This is a genomic window from Pseudomonas sp. GM48 (assembly GCF_000282335.1).
Taxonomy (GTDB): domain Bacteria; phylum Pseudomonadota; class Gammaproteobacteria; order Pseudomonadales; family Pseudomonadaceae; genus Aquipseudomonas.
This window is the reverse complement of record NZ_AKJM01000136.1, coordinates 24,819-41,253: the sequence shown is the minus strand read 5'-3', so window position 1 is coordinate 41,253 and position 16,435 is coordinate 24,819. Positions and strand designations below refer to the sequence as shown.

General features: G+C 61.1%; 13 protein-coding genes. 7 read left to right on the top strand and 6 right to left on the bottom strand.

Annotated elements, in window-relative coordinates:
- Window positions 1-2: 2 nt before the first annotated feature.
- The 6 genes from PMI28_RS04005 to PMI28_RS04030 all read right to left on the bottom strand — a co-directional run bounded on the left by PMI28_RS04005 (window position 3) and on the right by PMI28_RS04030 (window position 6,701).
- Window positions 3-803, bottom strand: a complete 801-nt coding sequence (locus PMI28_RS04005) for a DUF4123 domain-containing protein (protein WP_007991296.1) — start codon at window positions 801-803, stop codon at window positions 3-5.
- Window positions 800-2,119 (bottom strand): type VI secretion system Vgr family protein, encoded by a 1,320-nt coding sequence (locus tag PMI28_RS04010; protein WP_007991294.1) that lies wholly within the window; start codon window positions 2,117-2,119, stop codon window positions 800-802. Before PMI28_RS04010 ends, PMI28_RS04005 begins: the two co-directional genes overlap by 4 nt.
- A 232-nt stretch (window positions 2,120-2,351) precedes the next feature.
- The gene (gene speA, locus PMI28_RS04015) at window positions 2,352-4,265 is read right to left on the bottom strand and encodes an arginine decarboxylase (protein WP_007991292.1); all 1,914 of its coding nucleotides are present in this window, start codon (window positions 4,263-4,265) and stop codon (window positions 2,352-2,354) included.
- A 219-nt stretch (window positions 4,266-4,484) separates the two neighbouring features.
- Window positions 4,485-4,856, bottom strand: a complete 372-nt coding sequence (locus PMI28_RS04020; RefSeq protein WP_007991289.1) for a translation initiation factor Sui1 — start codon at window positions 4,854-4,856, stop codon at window positions 4,485-4,487.
- Between the two features lie 204 nt (window positions 4,857-5,060).
- Window positions 5,061-5,630, bottom strand: a complete 570-nt coding sequence (locus tag PMI28_RS04025; RefSeq protein ID WP_007991287.1) for an NUDIX hydrolase — start codon at window positions 5,628-5,630, stop codon at window positions 5,061-5,063.
- A gap of 3 nt (window positions 5,631-5,633) precedes the next feature.
- A complete protein-coding gene (locus tag PMI28_RS04030) occupies window positions 5,634-6,701 on the bottom strand; it encodes a DUF2333 family protein (protein WP_007991285.1) in 1,068 nt (355 codons plus the stop codon).
- Window positions 6,702-7,181: 480 nt separating this feature from the next.
- Between PMI28_RS04030 and gcbA the strand changes: the two genes are divergently transcribed.
- From gcbA to prmA, 7 genes are all read left to right on the top strand, one after another.
- The gene (gene gcbA, locus PMI28_RS04035; protein ID WP_007991283.1) at window positions 7,182-8,852 is read left to right on the top strand and encodes a diguanylate cyclase GcbA; all 1,671 of its coding nucleotides are present in this window, start codon (window positions 7,182-7,184) and stop codon (window positions 8,850-8,852) included.
- A 51-nt stretch (window positions 8,853-8,903) separates the two neighbouring features.
- Window positions 8,904-10,850 (top strand): methyl-accepting chemotaxis protein, encoded by a 1,947-nt coding sequence (locus PMI28_RS04040; RefSeq protein WP_007991281.1) that lies wholly within the window; start codon window positions 8,904-8,906, stop codon window positions 10,848-10,850.
- A 181-nt stretch (window positions 10,851-11,031) separates the two neighbouring features.
- Window positions 11,032-12,777 (top strand): protein-disulfide reductase DsbD, encoded by a 1,746-nt coding sequence (locus PMI28_RS04045; RefSeq protein ID WP_007991280.1) that lies wholly within the window; start codon window positions 11,032-11,034, stop codon window positions 12,775-12,777.
- 132 nt (window positions 12,778-12,909) lie between these two features.
- Window positions 12,910-13,365 (top strand): type II 3-dehydroquinate dehydratase, encoded by a 456-nt coding sequence (gene aroQ / locus PMI28_RS04050; protein ID WP_007971361.1) that lies wholly within the window; start codon window positions 12,910-12,912, stop codon window positions 13,363-13,365.
- A 24-nt stretch (window positions 13,366-13,389) separates the two neighbouring features.
- Complete coding sequence (accB, locus tag PMI28_RS04055; RefSeq protein WP_007991277.1) at window positions 13,390-13,863, top strand: acetyl-CoA carboxylase biotin carboxyl carrier protein; 474 nt, start codon at window positions 13,390-13,392, stop codon at window positions 13,861-13,863.
- A gap of 17 nt (window positions 13,864-13,880) precedes the next feature.
- The gene (accC, locus tag PMI28_RS04060) at window positions 13,881-15,239 is read left to right on the top strand and encodes an acetyl-CoA carboxylase biotin carboxylase subunit (protein ID WP_007991275.1); all 1,359 of its coding nucleotides are present in this window, start codon (window positions 13,881-13,883) and stop codon (window positions 15,237-15,239) included.
- A gap of 308 nt (window positions 15,240-15,547) precedes the next feature.
- Complete coding sequence (gene prmA, locus PMI28_RS04065; protein WP_007991273.1) at window positions 15,548-16,426, top strand: 50S ribosomal protein L11 methyltransferase; 879 nt, start codon at window positions 15,548-15,550, stop codon at window positions 16,424-16,426.
- Window positions 16,427-16,435 lie beyond the last annotated feature (9 nt).

The following is a 16,435-nucleotide window of genomic DNA, read 5'->3' as shown; positions in this document are numbered from 1 at the left end:
CCTTATGGCCAAGGCGGGTCGTTCTGCCACAGGTGACGCAGGCTATCGAGGCGCTCCTGTTGGGTCAGCCCCGGCAGCGGCTGCACGGGCACGGAATCGGGATACTGCAGGCGCAGCCATATCCAGCCATCAAGCACCGGGCGCTCGCTGAAACCCAGCGCCAGCCCTTCCTGCACATGGGTCCACAGGCGAGGGAAATCGGCACCGGTGGATTGGCTCCAGCGCCAGGTATGCTGTTCGAGCAGGCAGGTTTGCAGTTTTTCAAGTTGCCCGGCGTTGAGACTTTCTTCGATCGCCAACGGGCTGACCGCCAGCCCCGGGTTGGACAAACGTTGCCAGCCTGCACAACCCATCGCGCGGTCGGCCCAGGTACCGCCGAACCAGCGCAAATGACTGACAGGACCTAGCCAGCGACTCAGTTCAGCGGCATCGCAGGCATCGAAAAAATAGCTGGCCGTGATCGGGTTGTAGTAACTCAGAAGGGCCCGGTGCAGGCCAAGCGTGACCGTGAGCATGCGCCGCAAATGCGCCAGCAACGACGATGCGCTGGCCTCGCTGACCATCAGCAATCCGGGCCAGCGTTGCCCGTCGACGCGGCATAAATCGGCCAATGCCGGGCATGTGCGCAGATCGATCAGGACCGGTCCCTGCTCACGCAGCGCATGCCACTCCGTACCTTCGAACAACCCCGACCACCGGGCCTGCGCAAACATCTGCCTCAGGGCGACACCCGCCTGCGGCGTACCCGGCACATCCAGCAGTAACCACTGCGCAGGTGCCTCGGGCGTGCTTGTGGCCATCATGCCCCGGCGCTCTGGTCAAGCCGTGTCGCCAGACGACAGGTGCACAACGCCTGTGCGCAATGGTTGAAGCTGCCACCGCCGGGAAGCAGGCACAGCACCATCAATGGCTCTCCCGAGCGCAACCATTGCTCCAGGCCCTCTACATGGGTGCGGGTGGGCTGGGGGGGTTCAGCGCCTGTCACCTCGACCGTTGCCGGTGCATGCAGCAAGCCGGTTATCTGCGGTTGATCGGGATCGCCCTCGACAAAACTCACGACCAGCTCAGTCCCCTCCCGCAATGGCGAGAACGTTGAGGCTTGCAACTGCCCGGCCAGGGGTAACCAGCAATGACTGGGCGTCGCCCCTTCGCCCTGATACAGCCAGTCGAATTGCACCGCTACCGGCCTTGCCGGGTCAGGATTTGGTTCATCGACCTCGACTACCCACGCCCGTTGCAAGCTATGCATTTGTGGTTTGACCATCGCACGGGGTGGCTTGAGTGGTGTCGGCCAGTGCACGGCCCGGGCCTGATTATGGTAAGGCGTCGCCGCCTCCCGGTTGCCCCAATGCTCGACGTGGGTCAGCAGCCAGAGTCGATTGCATTCGGCAACCGGATGACCGGACAGCGGCATCAGCTGACCGCTGCGCAAGGTCGCCAGGTCCGTCCGGCATTCGGCTCGTTGCGTCGCAGTCTCGCTGCAGCGCTGACGTTCGAACCGCCGCACCGCCGGCCGATCGCCCTCGCTGCGGAATATTGCAGGTTCGCCGGACCGAAAATGCTGCCGATCATCGCTGAACACCAAGCAGTGTCCGCGGGCCCGGTGTTCGAAGTGATAGTGAAGGCGTTCCTGGGCACACAGTCGCTGGAGAAATTGCAGGTCCGACTCTCGATATTGCGTACACAAATCCCTGGGCGGGTAATCGCCGCCGAGCTCCAGGCGTCGATCTTTGCCGGTAATACCATGCTCCTTGAGCACCTGGTCGAGGATTTGCGGCACTGAACGGCCGCTGAAGATCCGTTGGCTGAAGCGCTGGGCCAGGCACGCTACTTTTGGCCCCAGGCGCACCTGGCAGAGTCGGATACCCGAAGCATGATCACGCTGGACGAGCTCATGCAGTTGTCCATGCACGTGGCTTTCGGCAGGCCCGAAATGCAAGGAGGCCGGGCGGTACAGCAAACGGGCAAGGTCAAGCATCGGGTCATCGATCAGCAGTTCCATGTCGAACACAAACGGCTCGCTGATGGCCTCTCTACCGGTAAAGGCCAGGACCTCTAAGGAGTCGGGCAGACCTGCTACATCCAGACGAAATGACGGTTCGCTGACTGGATTGAACATCGGCGTTTCTCTACAGGAGGGGCGGCCGGGGATTCTCGCTGAGAGACATGGCCGAGTAGAGTGCCGAAGTACAACTTAGGAAATGACCTACGCGAAAAGAAGACCAAATGGCATGGATTGCCAAGGACGTGGGCAGTTTCGCTTGAAAAAACAGAATCGCCGCACCAGGTCATCTGAAATTTCCGCGGTAAACGGAAAAATTTCAGACAACCTGATGAGCGTGGTGCTGACCTCAGGAAGACAGGTAAGAAGAACGGGTCAGGCCAAGGCGCAGGGCATCGAGGAACTGGGTGCGTTCGGTTGCGCTGATGCGGGCACTGGCGCACTTGTCGCGGTAGTGAGTCATCAGTTCTTCCGGCGACAAGTGCACGTAGCGCAGCATGTCTTCGATGGTGTCGTGGGTTTCGATACCGGCGTGGTACACGCTGCCGTCGGCGTTCTGGTAGATGTTCACCGAGTCGGTGTCACCGAACAGGTTGTGCATGTCGCCAAGAATTTCCTGGTAGGCACCGACCAGGAACACACCCAGCAAGTAATCCTCACCTTCGTTCAGGGCGTGCACCGGCAGGCTGGTCTCGATGCTCTGCTCGTCGACGTACTGGTTGATCTTGCCGTCGGAGTCACAGGTCAGGTCCTGCAGTACCGCACGACGCAGTGGCTCTTCGTCGAGACGGTGCAGCGGAATGATCGGCAGGACCTGGTCGATGGCCCAGGTGTCCGGCAGGCTCTGGAACACCGAGAAGTTGCAGATGTACTTGTCGGCCAGTTTGTCGTTGAGTTCGTCCAGCACCTGGCGGTGGGAACGCTGGCGCGCCTTCAGCGAGTTGTGCAGGCGACGGCACACGGCGAAGTAGCATTGCTCGGCCAGGGCTTTCTCGGCCAGGGTCAGCTTGCCGTCGGCGTACTGGGCGGCGACATCGCTCATGTAGTGCGTGGCGCGCCAGTAGGTTTCGGTGACCATCTCGATGTCGGTCGGGCCCAGCAGGTCCACCAGCCACTGCACGGTTTCCGGCAACGATTCCTTGTTCTCGATCTGCGGCACGTCGTCGTTGTGCTTCTCGACGTCGGTCACCTGCACCACCAGCATGGCGTGGTGCGCGGTCAGGGAGCGGCCGCTTTCGGAGAAGATGTGCGGGTGCGGCAGGCTCTGCGCATCGCAGAATTCCTTGAGCATCCCGACCACGACACCGGCGTAGTCGTCCATGTCGTAGTTGATCGAACTGGCGTTACGCGAGTGCGTACCGTCGTAATCCACGCCCAGGCCACCGCCGACGTCGATGTGGTCCACCGGCAGGCCGAGATTACGCAATTCGCCGTAGTAACGGATCGCTTCCTTGAAGCCGTGCTGGTAGTCAGCGAGGTTGGCGATCTGCGAACCCATATGGAAGTGCAGCAGGCGAACGCCCTGGTCCAGGCCGGCCGCGCGGAAACGCTCGACCACCGACAGCAGTTGCGCCGCCGACAGGCCGAACTTGGATTTCTCGCCGCCGGTGTCCGCCCACTTGCTCGATGCCAGGGACGACAGGCGCACGCGCAGGCCGACCTGAGGCTTGACCTTGAGCGAGGCCGCTTCTTCGATCACCAGGCCGACTTCGGATTCTTTCTCGATCACGATGAACACGTTGTGGCCGAGCTTCTGGCCCATCAACGCCAGGCGAATGAACTCACGATCCTTGTAGCCGTTGCAAACGATGGTGCCGCCCTTCGGCGCCAGCGCCAGCACTGCCAGCAGTTCAGGCTTGGAACCGGCTTCCAGACCGATGGAAACGTTCTGGGTGGCGATGATGTTTTCGATCACCGCTTCCTGCTGGTTCACCTTGATCGGGTACAGCGCGGTGTACTTGCTCTGGTATTCCAGACGTTCGATGTTCGAATCGAACGCGCCGGTCAGCTGACGCACGCGGTCTTGCAGGATGTCGGGAAAACGGACCAGCAATGGCAAGGACAGGCCGCTTTTGCGCAGCTGGTCGACTTGCTCGAACAGGTCGATAGGCGAGCTGCTCGGACCGTTCGGACGAACTTCGACGCGACCGGCGTCATTGATCGCGAAATACCCGGCCCCCCAATGGCGAATCCCGTAAACACTGCGGCTGTCCGCAACTGTCCATTGGCTGCCATCGTCTTTGCGTGTGCGTCGTACGGACATCGAAGTCCCCTATAAAGAAGTCATAGTGCGTCGCCTGGGTTCAGGCCGGCGCAGTCTAAAGAATGAAAATGACGGTTCGTCAACGAGGCAATAGACCCCGCCGACCGCAGTGAGTTTAGAAACCGGTCATGAACAGGCTCTGTGAAAACCATGTGGACGCCGCCGGGCCTGAATGCCATCAGGACCGGATCAAGCCGAGGGTGGTTTTCACAGAGGCTGCTAGCCGCCGGACTTCTTCGCTTTGAAACCGAGCTTGATCAGTTCTGCCAAGAGTAGCTCGACATGATCGCCCTGGATTTCGATGACACCGTCTTTCAACGCCCCTCCGGTCCCACAGCGTTTCTTCAACGTCGTGGCCAGTTCCTTGAGCGCGTCTTCAGCCAATGGCACGCCGGTGATGGTGGTCACCGTCTTGCCGCCACGGCCCTTGCTTTCGCGACGCACGCGCGCGATGCCGTCGCCGGCCGGGATAACGGTCTGTTTGCAGATGCAGGCGTCCACCGGTTTACTGCATTCCGGGCAATGACGACCTGCGTCGGTGGAAAATACCAGGCCGCCCAGGGCGGCGAAGGATGCGGCTTTTTTGGCCACCGGCAATCCTCTTCGGAGGACAAAGACTGGTCGCAGCACTTGGGAAGTGCAATCGACCGCGAAGCCCCACTCAGGCAGGGGCAGCGCTACTGAAACGGTACAACCCAATTACGACCTTGTGTAGGAGCAATACCGGTTCAGTTTAAAAAGGTCGCGCAGTGTAACGGCAAAAACGCCGATTGCTAAGAGCCAATCGGCGCCAATTTATAGCTGTTTTGCGACGTTGCTTTGCTGAGCCTTCAGATAGCGCTTTAACGCCGCCAACGAGTCCGGGCAGTAAGGCTTTTGCTCGATCTCCAGCATGACCTGATCAATGGGGATAAAGCGCGCTTCGAGCACCTCTTCCGGCTGCAGGATCAACGGGCCGTCCCACACCGCCGAGAACGCCGAGCACCACAGGCGATTGCCAGTGTCCTCGAAGAAAAAGTGATCGTGGGCGGTCAACTCCACACCGCTCACGCCCAGCTCTTCTTCCAGTTCCCGGGCCGCCGATTCGGCGTAGGTTTCGCTGGCGAGCACCATGCCCCCCGCCGCCACGTCCCAGTAACCGGGATAGATCGCCTTGCTCAGTGTGCGTCGATGCACGCACAGCTCGCCAGCGGAATTGAACAACATAATGTAGGTGCCGCGCCCGATCAGCCCGCGCTCGCGCAAGTCGGAACGGACCAGGGCGCCGAGCAGGTTGTCCTGCTCGTCGACCCAGGCGATCTGTTCGGCATCGGAGGCCGCACGGTGTGCGGCTTCTCGCATTCCTTCGACAGAGTTATCAACCATGACTCAGCCCTGATTGAGCAATTGACGCAAATCGATCACCGCCGCGTTGGCCCGGGAAATGTAGTTGGCCATGACCAGCGAGTGGTTGGCCAGCACACCGAAGCCGCTGCCGTTGAGGATCATCGGGCTCCACACCGGCTCCTGCGACGCTTCCAGTTCACGAATGATCTGGCGCACGCTGACCGTGGCGTTCTTCTTGGCCAGCACATCGGCGAAGTCGACTTCGATGGCGCGCAGCAAATGCGACAAGGCCCAGGCCTGACCGCGGGCTTCGTAGAACACGTTGTCGATCTGCAACCATGGAGTCTCGACGATTTCCTCATCGACCTGCGGCGCCACACCCGGTGTCACCACCTCGGTTTTCAACGCGGTATTGAGCTTGACCCGGCCAACACTGGCCGACAGTCGTTGCGACAGCGAGCCGAGACGCGTGCCGACATCACCCAGCCAGTTGTTCAGGTTGTCGGCGCGGGCATAGAACAATGCGCTCTTCTGGTTCGGATCGGACAGGCGCGCCTGATAGCGGCTCAGGGAATTGATGCCTTCCTGGTATTCGGATTCACTGGACGGCAGCACCCAGCTCTTGTTGTCGAAGTTGAAACGCGGCTCGGCCTTGGCCAGGTCGGCGTCTTCGGCAGACTGCGACTGCGAACGGGCGAAGTCTTTACGCAACGCACGACTCAGGTCGCGGACCTGCACCAACACGCCGTACTCCCAGCTCGGCATGTTGTCCATCCACAGGCCTGGCGGGAATCGGTCGTTGGAAATATAGCCGCCCGGTTTGGTCAGCAAGGTGCCGGCGACGGTCTTGAGGGTTTCCACCGTGGTGTAACCGACGACCATCTGCTTGCCTTCTTTCTCGGCGGCCAGTTGGGCGGTTTGCTGGACCGGGAACAGCGCCGGCTCCTGGCTCCAGTACCAGCCCAGGACACTCGCCACCAACAGGTAGATGCCCAGTAAAGTGGCCAGCGCCCGGCTGAACAACAGACCGCCCAGGTAACTGCGGGTCTCCGACTTCGGTTCAGCGGCACGTTCAGGCGCACTGCCTGTGCGGTTCTTCCAGTCCAGCATGGCGATATCCTTTCAAGCTCTTGAGTTCACGGTTCGACCACAACCATACAACAACGTGCCTTGGCCCGGCACCCGCCATTGCATCGATGGGAAAAATTACCGGCTGCAGATGAAAAGAGTTCCTGCACACCTGACAACGCCGCAGCCGTCGAAATCCCCCCTATGGTTTGGATTGCCCCCCTAAGGGAATCCCTGAGCCCCTGAGAAGAAAAAACCGGGCCGATCAACGCAGACAAAAAATCACGAACTGCCAAATGTCAGTCACTCGCCAATTGCCACCCCACGCCCCTCAAGTGCCCTGATGCAAGGACTTCGCCCCTGCACAGCACGACTTTAAAGGCCAGAACCGGACCAATCAGTCACAAACTGAATGAACTCACATTGCAGATTATTGACGTACAGCACTCATGTAATGGAAAAGTGGTGCTAGCATAGAGCCACCAGTCGACCTCAGTGTGCACCCTAACTAGTAGTCAGGATATGACCGAGCCAGAAGACCCCAGCCGCGAGCGCCTCAAGCACCACTTTGCCCAGCGGGTAATTCATCAGGCTCGTCAGATTCTTGAGATATGGCAGCGCCTGCAACGCAGTGAGTGGTCCACCGCCGACCTTTCGGAACTGAGCGAGGCCAATCTGCGCCTGCTGCGTTTCGCCGAGCGTTTCGAGCAACCGGAACACACGCAACTGGCCCACCACATTGGTCAGTCCCTGGAGGCTGTCGACGCCAATCGCGGACGCCTGAGCAGCGGCCTGATCACCGACCTCAATCGCTTGATGCAACGCCTGTCGCGCACTGGCCTGCGCCATGGCGATCAGCTCGATCAAACCTTCCTGCCACCGCTGCGCAAACCCATCTACGTAGTGCTGCAGGATCACGACCGCGCCGAGCGCCTGGCCAAACAACTGGAATTCTTCGGGCTCAGCGCCCAGTCCCTGGACAGCGTAGACGCGTTTCGCTCATCGATGATCGAGCGCTTGCCCGCGGCGATTGTCATGGACGTGGATTTCAGCGGCCCCGGTGTCGGCCTGAAACTGGCCGCCGAAGCCCAGGAAGGCCTGGATCACCGCTTGCCGCTGCTGTTCTTCAGCCTGCACGAAACCGACACCCCGACCCGCCTCGCCGCCGTGCGCGCCGGTGGCCAGGAGTTCCTCACCGGCACCCTTGAAGCGTCGAGCCTGCTGGAGAAGATCGAAGTCCTGACCTGCGTCGCCCAGTACGAACCTTATAAAGTACTGATCATCGACGACTCCCGTGCCCAGGCCCTGCACACCGAGCGCCTGCTCAACAGCGCCGGGATCGTCACCCGGACATTGATCGAACCGATCCAGGCCATGGCCGAACTGGCGGACTTCCAGCCGGACCTGATCATCCTCGACATGTACATGCCGGCCTGCACCGGTACGGAATTGGCCAAGGTGATCCGTCACAACGACCGCTATGTCAGCGTGCCGATCATTTACCTGTCGGCCGAAGACGACCTGGACAAGCAGCTCGACGCCATGAGCGAGGGCGGCGATGACTTCCTGACCAAACCGATCAAGCCCCGGCACCTGATCACCACCGTGCGCAACCGCGCAGCAAGGGCCCGCAATCTCAAGGCACGGATGGTCCGCGACAGCCTCACCGGCCTGTACAACCACACGCATATCCTGCAATTGCTCGAAGACTGCTCGTTCCGCGCCCGCCGCGAAAGCAAGCCGCTGAGCTTTGCCATGCTCGACATCGACCATTTCAAACGGGTCAATGACAGCCACGGCCACCCCATGGGCGACCGGGTGATCAAAAGCCTGGCGCTGTTTCTCAAGCAACGCCTGCGCAAAAGCGACTTCATCGGCCGCTACGGTGGCGAGGAATTCGCCATCGTCATGCCGGACACCGATATCGAAGCGGCCTACAACGTGCTCGATGAAATCCGCCAGCGTTTTGCCGAGATTCACTACCCCGCGCAACCCCAGGATCTGTGGTGCACCTTCAGTGCCGGGGTGGTGGAGTTATGCGAAAGCTCCGACAGCCTGATGATGGCCAGTCAGGCCGATGAGGCGCTGTACCGTGCCAAGGGCGGCGGACGCAATCGCGTACAGGCCGCTCGCACATCAAAGCAAAGTGCCACCTTTTTATCGGAATCGACCGATACGGTCATAACCCTGTAACAGAAACGCAATAACTTCAGGCACTTACCATTTCTGCCGTTGGTAGTCCGAATGCGCCTGAAGCTGCTGACCAATCTCAATACCCTCCTTCTGGTGGCCGTGTGCGTGGCCCTCGGCGCGACGTTGTGGTGGTCGCAGAAAGCCCTTGAGCGTCCGTATCTATTAATGGAGCGCTACCTGGGCCTGTCGCAGCAATTTCAGAATGAAGTCGCCCGCAGCATCGAGGATTACCTTGGCAGCGGCGATGCACTGCGCCTGAGCAGTGCCGCCCAGGGCATCGACAGCCTGCAAAAAGAGCTCGGCGAATTGCCACCGGCCTTGGCCGAGACGTTGCGTCCCAGCCTGTCGACCCTTGAAGAATTCAGCAAAACCGACCTGCTGGCTGCCGGCAAACTGGCAGGCGACCCACAAGCCTTGCTGCTGCAGGCCGAGCGCGAACTGAGTGCCAGCCTCGATCAGCTCAGCCAGTACGCCAGCGGTAATGCGACCTACCTGACGCCGCTGCTCATCGCGTCGCAGCACTTGGGCAAATTGTCGCTGGCGCGGGACAAACTGGTCAGCAGCGGCCGCAGTGAACTGGCCGCCGATGTCGAGCGCGAAGTCGCCAACATCCGCACCCAGGCCGAGAAACTCGATGCCCTGCCCTTACTGGGCGTGACCACCAGCAGCGAATCGAACACCGATGACTTCGCCTCGATGATGGGCCTTGAGAACAAGGAAAAAACCGTCGCCGAAGATGCCGGCGTCGGCCTCAAGCGCGAGCTCAACAGCCTGCTCACCCGCTACCCGGCCGAGCTTTCGCGCACTCGCGATCAAATCCGCAGACGCGCCGATCTCAGCACCGCAACTCACTTGAAAATCGCCGACGTGCAACAGGCCATTGCCGGGCTGGAACCGGTGGTGCGCGCCCAGCACGGGCAGATCCAGGGTGAAGTACGGCTGATGCAAGGCGTGATGATCGGCTTGATTCTGTTGATCGCCCTGCTGATCGATACCCTGCAGCGCAAACTGGCCCGGACCCTGACCAACCTCGCTCCGGCCCTGTCGACCTGGGCCGAAGGCGACTTCAGCCGTGACATTCAACTGGGCAACACCAACCGCGAATTGCATGACATTGAGGCGTCGCTCAACCGCTTGCGCGCTTATCTGGTGGATCTGGTGGGGACCATTCGCCTCAATGCCGAGCAAGTGGCCGGCAGCAGCCGCACCCTGGCCGACCTGAGCAACGATTTACATGACGGTGCGGAACACCAGGCCGGCGACACGGCACTGATCCGCGACTCCCTCAGCGAACTGGAAGCGACCATTCAGCAGGTCGCCGGCGATGCCAGCCAGGCCGCCGACGCCAGCCGCCACGCCGGCCTGGCCGTGGAGCACGGGCAGAAAGTCATCGGCCTGAGCCTCACCGGCCTGCATGCGCTGGTAGATGAAGTGCAAGGCAATGCGCAAATGATCGAACACCTGGCTGAAGAGTCGGCCACCATCGGCGGTGTGTTGACGGTGATCCGCTCGATTGCCGACCAGACCAACCTGCTGGCCTTGAACGCGGCCATTGAAGCGGCTCGCGCCGGGGAAATGGGTCGAGGCTTTGCGGTGGTGGCGGAAGAAGTGCGTTCACTGGCGCAACGTACCGCCGGGGCCACCGCAGAAATCCAGACGCTGATCGCCGGGCTGCAAACTGCTGCGCGGCAATCGGTGGAAGGCATGCGCGCCCAGGTCGAACACGCCGAAGCCACGGCCAATCAGGCTCAGGCAGCCGATGGCGCGCTGGATAAAATCGTCGGGGCAATCCAGACCATTTCCGACACAGCGGTGCGCATCGCCGATGTCACTGCCCAGCAAAGTGGCGCTGTCAGCGAGATCCGTGACCACAGTGAGCGGATTCACCAGTTGGGCGGGGATAATCTGCTGCGCATCGGCGAAGGGCGTGAGCAAGGGGAGAACCTGCTGGTACTGGGTGGGCGATTGCACACCGCCGTTCAGGCTTTTCGCGTCTGACAGACCGATTCGCGAGCAAGCCCGCTCCCACATTTAACCGTATTTGCCATGAAAGAACGCGGTCACCTGTGGGAGCGGGCTTGCTCGCGAAAGCGTCAGAAAACCCACCGCAAAACTCCCCCCCCTGCACACCGGCCCACTGTCCGCTATCATCCCCCCAATTCCGATACGCGAGATCGTCATGCGCCGCCTGCTCTGCCTACTGTTTTTAGTGTTCGCCCTGCCGGCCAGCGCCACCGGCCTGTTGGAAAATCGTCCCAATTCGACCCTGGGCTCGATCAACAACAGCGCCGACTTCCTGCCGGTGCGCGAAGCCTTCCAGCTGAGCCTGGTAGAAAGCACGCCGCAATCGATCAAGCTGCGCTTCGTCGCCACCGAAGGTTATTACCTCTACCGCCACCGTTTTCAGTTTCGCGCCGATCCAGCCGATGTTGCCCTCGGCGCGGCAAAACTGCCCGACGGCCAGAAAAAGCATGATGAATACTTCGGTGACGTAGAGGTCTACCACGGCATTCTCGACGTCGAGCTGCCGCGCACCGATCAACGCGCCTTCACCCTGGCCGTGACCTATCAGGGTTGCGCCGACAAAGGCCTATGCTATCCGCCGGAAACCGAGCGCCTGAGCATCGACGGCAGCGGCGCCCCGGCGACGACTTATCCATGGAGCTGGCGCGAACTGGCGTTGTTTTTTCTCGCGGGCCTGGGCCTGACGTTCACGCCCTGCGTGCTGCCCATGTTGCCGATCCTGTCCGGCGTGGTGCTGCGCGGCCAGGTGGGTGGCTGGCGCGGTTTCAATCTGTCGCTGGCCTATGTGCTGCCGATGGCTGCCTGCTTTGCCCTGCTCGGTGCGCTGATGGGCCTGTTCGGTGCCCAGCTCAATCTACAGGCGCGGCTGCAATCGGCCTGGGTGCTGGTGCCGTTCGCGATGTTTTTCGCCGTGTTTGCATTGGCGATGTTCGGCGTATTCGAACTCAAGTTGCCGCACGCCATCAGCAGTCGCCTGGACTACATCGCCGGACGCACCAAAGGCGGGTCACTGTGGGGCGCCGCGGTGTTGGGCGTGGTCTCCAGCTTGCTGGTTTCACCCTGTGTTTCGGCGCCATTGGCCGGTGCGCTGCTGTACATCAGTGCCAGTGGCGATGCGCTGGGCGGTGGCCTGAAACTGTTCATGCTCGGTCTCGGCATGGGCGCACCGCTGTTGCTGGTGGCCACCGGTGGCGCCGCCTGGCTGCCGAAAAGCGGTCCGTGGCTGGTCTACGTGAAAAACGCGATCGGGGTGTTGTTGCTCGGGCTCGCCGTCGGCCTGCTCAGCCGCGTCCTGCCGGGTCAGGTCACCTTGCTGCTGATCGGTTTGCTGGCCGGCGGCGTGGGCTTGTTCATGGGGGCGCTGGAGTTCGTCTATAAACCACCGCGCAAGCGCCTGGGCCAATTGCTCGGCATGTTCTTGCTGTTTTACGCGCTGGCCTGCTGGTACGGAGCCTTCAGCGGCCAGACCGACCCGCTCAACCCGATTGGCCAGCCGCGTATTGCTGACAATAGCGGACCTGCGCAAAGCACCAGCGCCTGGCAAACCGTGAGCACCCCGGCCGATCTGGATCGTGCACTCGCCGACGCACGATCATCTGGCACACCGCTGTTGCTCGACTGGTACGCCGACTGGTGCATCAGCTGCAAAGTCATCGAGCATGAGGTGCTAAACGACCCTATCGTCGTCGAACGCCTCAAGGGTTACCGGCTGATCCGTTTCGACATCACCGCCAGCAACGCCGAGCAACGCGCCCTGCTCGACCGTTACCGGTTGTTCGGTCCGCCGGCCCTGATGTTTTTCGGCAAGGACGGTGCCGAACGTGCCGATGTGCGGGTGATCGGCGAGATCAACGCCAAAGACTTCGCCGAACGCGTTACCAGGGCGAATGACCACATTTAATCAAGCAGTCATATATTTCGCGCAAACATCGGTCATCGTGCTGGCTATTGCAGAGAACTGGACAGTCACAAAGGCTTTGCGGCATAGTCGCCGGGTTCTGACAATTGCACACGGATAACAAAGGAACAGCCGATGGCGACCCTACTGGTTCTGCACGGACCCAACCTGAACTTGCTCGGCACCCGCGAACCGGGCACCTATGGCGCTACGACACTGGCGCAGATCAACCAGGACCTGGAACGCCGTGCCCGTGAAGCCGGCCACCATTTGCTGCACCTGCAAAGCAACGCCGAGTACGAATTGATCGACCGCATCCACGCTGCCCGCAGTGAAGGCGTGGACTTCATTCTGATCAACCCAGCAGCTTTTACACATACAAGTGTCGCATTACGTGACGCGCTGCTGGCGGTGAGCATCCCATTCATCGAAGTGCATTTGTCTAACGTGCACAAACGCGAACCTTTCCGCCATCACTCTTACTTCTCCGACGTAGCGGTGGGAGTGATCTGCGGCCTTGGCGCCAGCGGTTACCGACTGGCCCTGGAGGCCGCCCTGGAACAGCTTGAACAACAAGTTAACCGCCCCTGACCGACCCTTGGGAGTTGATGATTCATGGATATCCGTAAAGTTAAGAAACTGATCGAATTGCTGGAAGAGTCCGGCATCGACGAGCTCGAGATCAAGGAAGGCGAAGAGTCCGTACGCATCAGCCGTCATAGCAAGACCCCGGCTCAGCAGTACTACGCGCCGGCTCCAATGCATGCTCCGGCCCCCGCGCCTGTCGCTGCCGCCGCTCCGGCTGCCGCTGCTGCCGCTGCTGCACCTGCTGCCGCCGCCGCTCCAGCACTGAACGGCACCGTTGCCCGTTCGCCGATGGTCGGTACGTTCTATCGCAAATCTTCGCCAACCTCGCCGTCCTTCGTGGAAGTCGGCCAGACCGTGAAGAAAGGCGACACCCTGTGCATCGTTGAAGCCATGAAGATGATGAACCACATCGAAGCTGAAACCAGCGGTGTGATCGAATCCATCCTCGTTGAAGACGGCCAGCCGGTTGAGTACGACCAACCGCTGTTCACCATCGTTTGAACCGCGGAGAGCCTTTGATGACTGCGAAGTTGGAAAAAGTTCTGATCGCCAACCGCGGTGAGATCGCCCTGCGGATCCTGCGCGCCTGCAAAGAGATGGGCATCAAGACCGTCGCCGTTTACTCCAAGGCTGACAAGGAACTGATGCACCTGGGCCTGGCAGACGAATCCGTCTGCATCGGTCCGGCATCGGCCGCTCACTCCTACCTGCACATTCCGGCAATCATCGCCGCGGCCGAAGTGACTGGCGCCACCGCCATTCACCCTGGTTACGGTTTCCTTGCGGAAAACGCCGACTTCGCCGAACAGGTCGAGAAATCCGGCTTCGCGTTCATTGGCCCGAAAGCCGAAACCATTCGCCTGATGGGCGACAAGGTATCGGCCAAGCACGCCATGATCGCTGCTGGCGTACCGACCGTTCCGGGCTCTGACGGCCCGTTGCCGGAAGACGAAGAAACCGCTCTGCGCATCGGTCGCGAAGTCGGTTACCCGGTGATCATCAAGGCCGCTGGCGGCGGCGGTGGTCGCGGCATGCGCGTTGTGCATAACGAAGAAGACCTGATTTCCTCGGCAAAACTGACCCGCTCCGAAGCAGGCGCGGCGTTCGGCAACCCGATGGTCTATCTGGAAAAATTCCTGACCAACCCACGTCACGTGGAAGTTCAGGTACTTTCCGATGGCCAGGGCCACGCCATCCATCTGGGCGACCGCGATTGCTCGCTGCAACGTCGTCACCAGAAGGTTCTCGAAGAAGCGCCGGCACCGGGCATCGATGAGAACGCACGTGAGGAAGTACTCGCACGCTGCGTCAAGGCTTGCATCGATATCGGCTACCGTGGCGCAGGTACTTTCGAGTTCCTGTACGAAAACGGTCGCTTCTACTTCATCGAGATGAACACTCGTGTCCAGGTCGAGCACCCGGTTTCGGAAATGGTCACCGGCATCGACATCGTCAAGGAGATGCTCAGCATCGCCGCCGGCAACAAGCTGTCGTTCACCCAGGATGACGTGGTCATCCGCGGTCACGCGCTGGAATGCCGGATCAACGCCGAAGATCCGAAAACCTTCATGCCGAGCCCGGGCACGGTCAAGCACTTCCACGCTCCAGGTGGCAACGGCGTTCGCGTCGATTCGCACCTGTACAGTGGCTATGCCGTTCCGCCGAACTACGATTCGTTGATCGGCAAGCTGATCACCTACGGCGCGACCCGCGACGAAGCCATGGCACGCATGCGCAATGCGCTGGACGAGATCGTGGTCGACGGGATCAAGACCAACATCCCGCTGCACCGCGACCTGACCCGCGATGAAGGCTTCTGCAAAGGGGGCGTGAACATTCACTACCTCGAGCACAAGCTGGCTGGCGAGAAGCACTAAGCTTTAGCTGGTACAAAACAAAGCCGCCTTCGGGCGGCTTTGTTGTATCTGCGCATTGCAACAACCTTTGTAGCAGCTGGCGAAGCCTGCGTTCGGCTGCGAAGCAGTCGTGAATCCAGTCCATGCGGTGTGTCAGGAGGGTCGTGCGCTCAGGTTTTACGACTGCTGCGCAGCCGAACGCAGGCTTCGCCAGCTGCTACATGCGGCATCACAGCGAGCCACTCCCACAAAAGCCCCGCGCTCGCGTAAACTTGCGCGCTTCTCGCAGCCCGCTAGGCTGCAATCAATATTTTTCAAAGGTGCCCGCCATGCCTTGGCTGCAAGTACGTCTCGCCATCAGCCCAGAACAAGCCGAAACCTATGAAGACGCTTTCCTTGAAGTGGGCGCCGTGTCGGTGACCTTCATGGACGCCGAAGATCAGCCGATCTTCGAGCCGGAACTCAACACCACGCCGCTGTGGTCCCACACTCACCTGCTGGCCCTGTTCGAAGGTGGCACCGAGCCCGGCCCGGTACTGGCCCACCTGGAGCTGCTGACCGGCAGCCCGCTGCCTGAACACCACAGCGAAGTGATCGAAGACCAGGACTGGGAACGCAGCTGGATGGACGGATTCCAGCCAATGCGTTTCGGCCAGCGCCTGTGGATCGTGCCGAGCTGGCACGCCGCGCCGGAACCGGATGCCGTGAATTTGCTGCTGGACCCGGGCCTGGCGTTCGGCACCGGCACCCACCCGACTACCGCGCTGTGCCTGGAATGGCTCGACGGCCAGGATCTGCAAGGCTGCAACGTGCTGGACTTCGGCTGCGGCTCGGGGATTCTGGCGATTGCCGCGCTGTTGCTGGGCGCCAAGGAGGCCGTGGGCACCGACATTGACGTGCAGGCGCTGGAAGCCTCTCGCGACAACGCCGGGCGCAACAACATCGCCGAACACCTGTTCCCGCTGTACCTGCCAGAAGATTTGCCGCAAGTGCAGGCCGACGTGCTGGTGGCCAACATCCTCGCCGGCCCGCTGGTTTCCCTGGCGCCGCAGCTGTCCGGCCTGGTCAAGCCCGGCGGTCGCCTGGCGCTGTCGGGCATCCTCGCCGAACAAGGCAATGAAGTCGCCGCTGCTTACGCCAAGGACTTCGATCTGGACCCGATCGCCAATCGCGATGGCTGGGTGCGCATCACTGGCCGTCGGCGCTAGAATGAGCGC

Bases quoted from the DNA above. Each gene is read 5' to 3' on its own strand.
- PMI28_RS04005 (WP_007991296.1), bottom strand. From the start codon at position 803: ATGATGGCCACAAGCACGCCCGAGGCACCTGCGCAGTGGTTACTGCTG.
- PMI28_RS04010 (WP_007991294.1), bottom strand. From the start codon at position 2,119: ATGTTCAATCCAGTCAGCGAACCGTCATTTCGTCTGGATGTAGCAGGT.
- speA (WP_007991292.1), bottom strand. From the start codon at position 4,265: ATGTCCGTACGACGCACACGCAAAGACGATGGCAGCCAATGGACAGTT.
- PMI28_RS04025 (WP_007991287.1), bottom strand. From the start codon at position 5,630: ATGGTTGATAACTCTGTCGAAGGAATGCGAGAAGCCGCACACCGTGCG.
- PMI28_RS04030 (WP_007991285.1), bottom strand. From the start codon at position 6,701: ATGCTGGACTGGAAGAACCGCACAGGCAGTGCGCCTGAACGTGCCGCT.
- gcbA (WP_007991283.1), top strand. From the start codon at position 7,182: ATGACCGAGCCAGAAGACCCCAGCCGCGAGCGCCTCAAGCACCACTTT.
- PMI28_RS04040 (WP_007991281.1), top strand. From the start codon at position 8,904: ATGCGCCTGAAGCTGCTGACCAATCTCAATACCCTCCTTCTGGTGGCC.
- PMI28_RS04045 (WP_007991280.1), top strand. From the start codon at position 11,032: ATGCGCCGCCTGCTCTGCCTACTGTTTTTAGTGTTCGCCCTGCCGGCC.
- aroQ (WP_007971361.1), top strand. From the start codon at position 12,910: ATGGCGACCCTACTGGTTCTGCACGGACCCAACCTGAACTTGCTCGGC.
- accB (WP_007991277.1), top strand. From the start codon at position 13,390: ATGGATATCCGTAAAGTTAAGAAACTGATCGAATTGCTGGAAGAGTCC.
- accC (WP_007991275.1), top strand. From the start codon at position 13,881: ATGACTGCGAAGTTGGAAAAAGTTCTGATCGCCAACCGCGGTGAGATC.
- prmA (WP_007991273.1), top strand. From the start codon at position 15,548: ATGCCTTGGCTGCAAGTACGTCTCGCCATCAGCCCAGAACAAGCCGAA.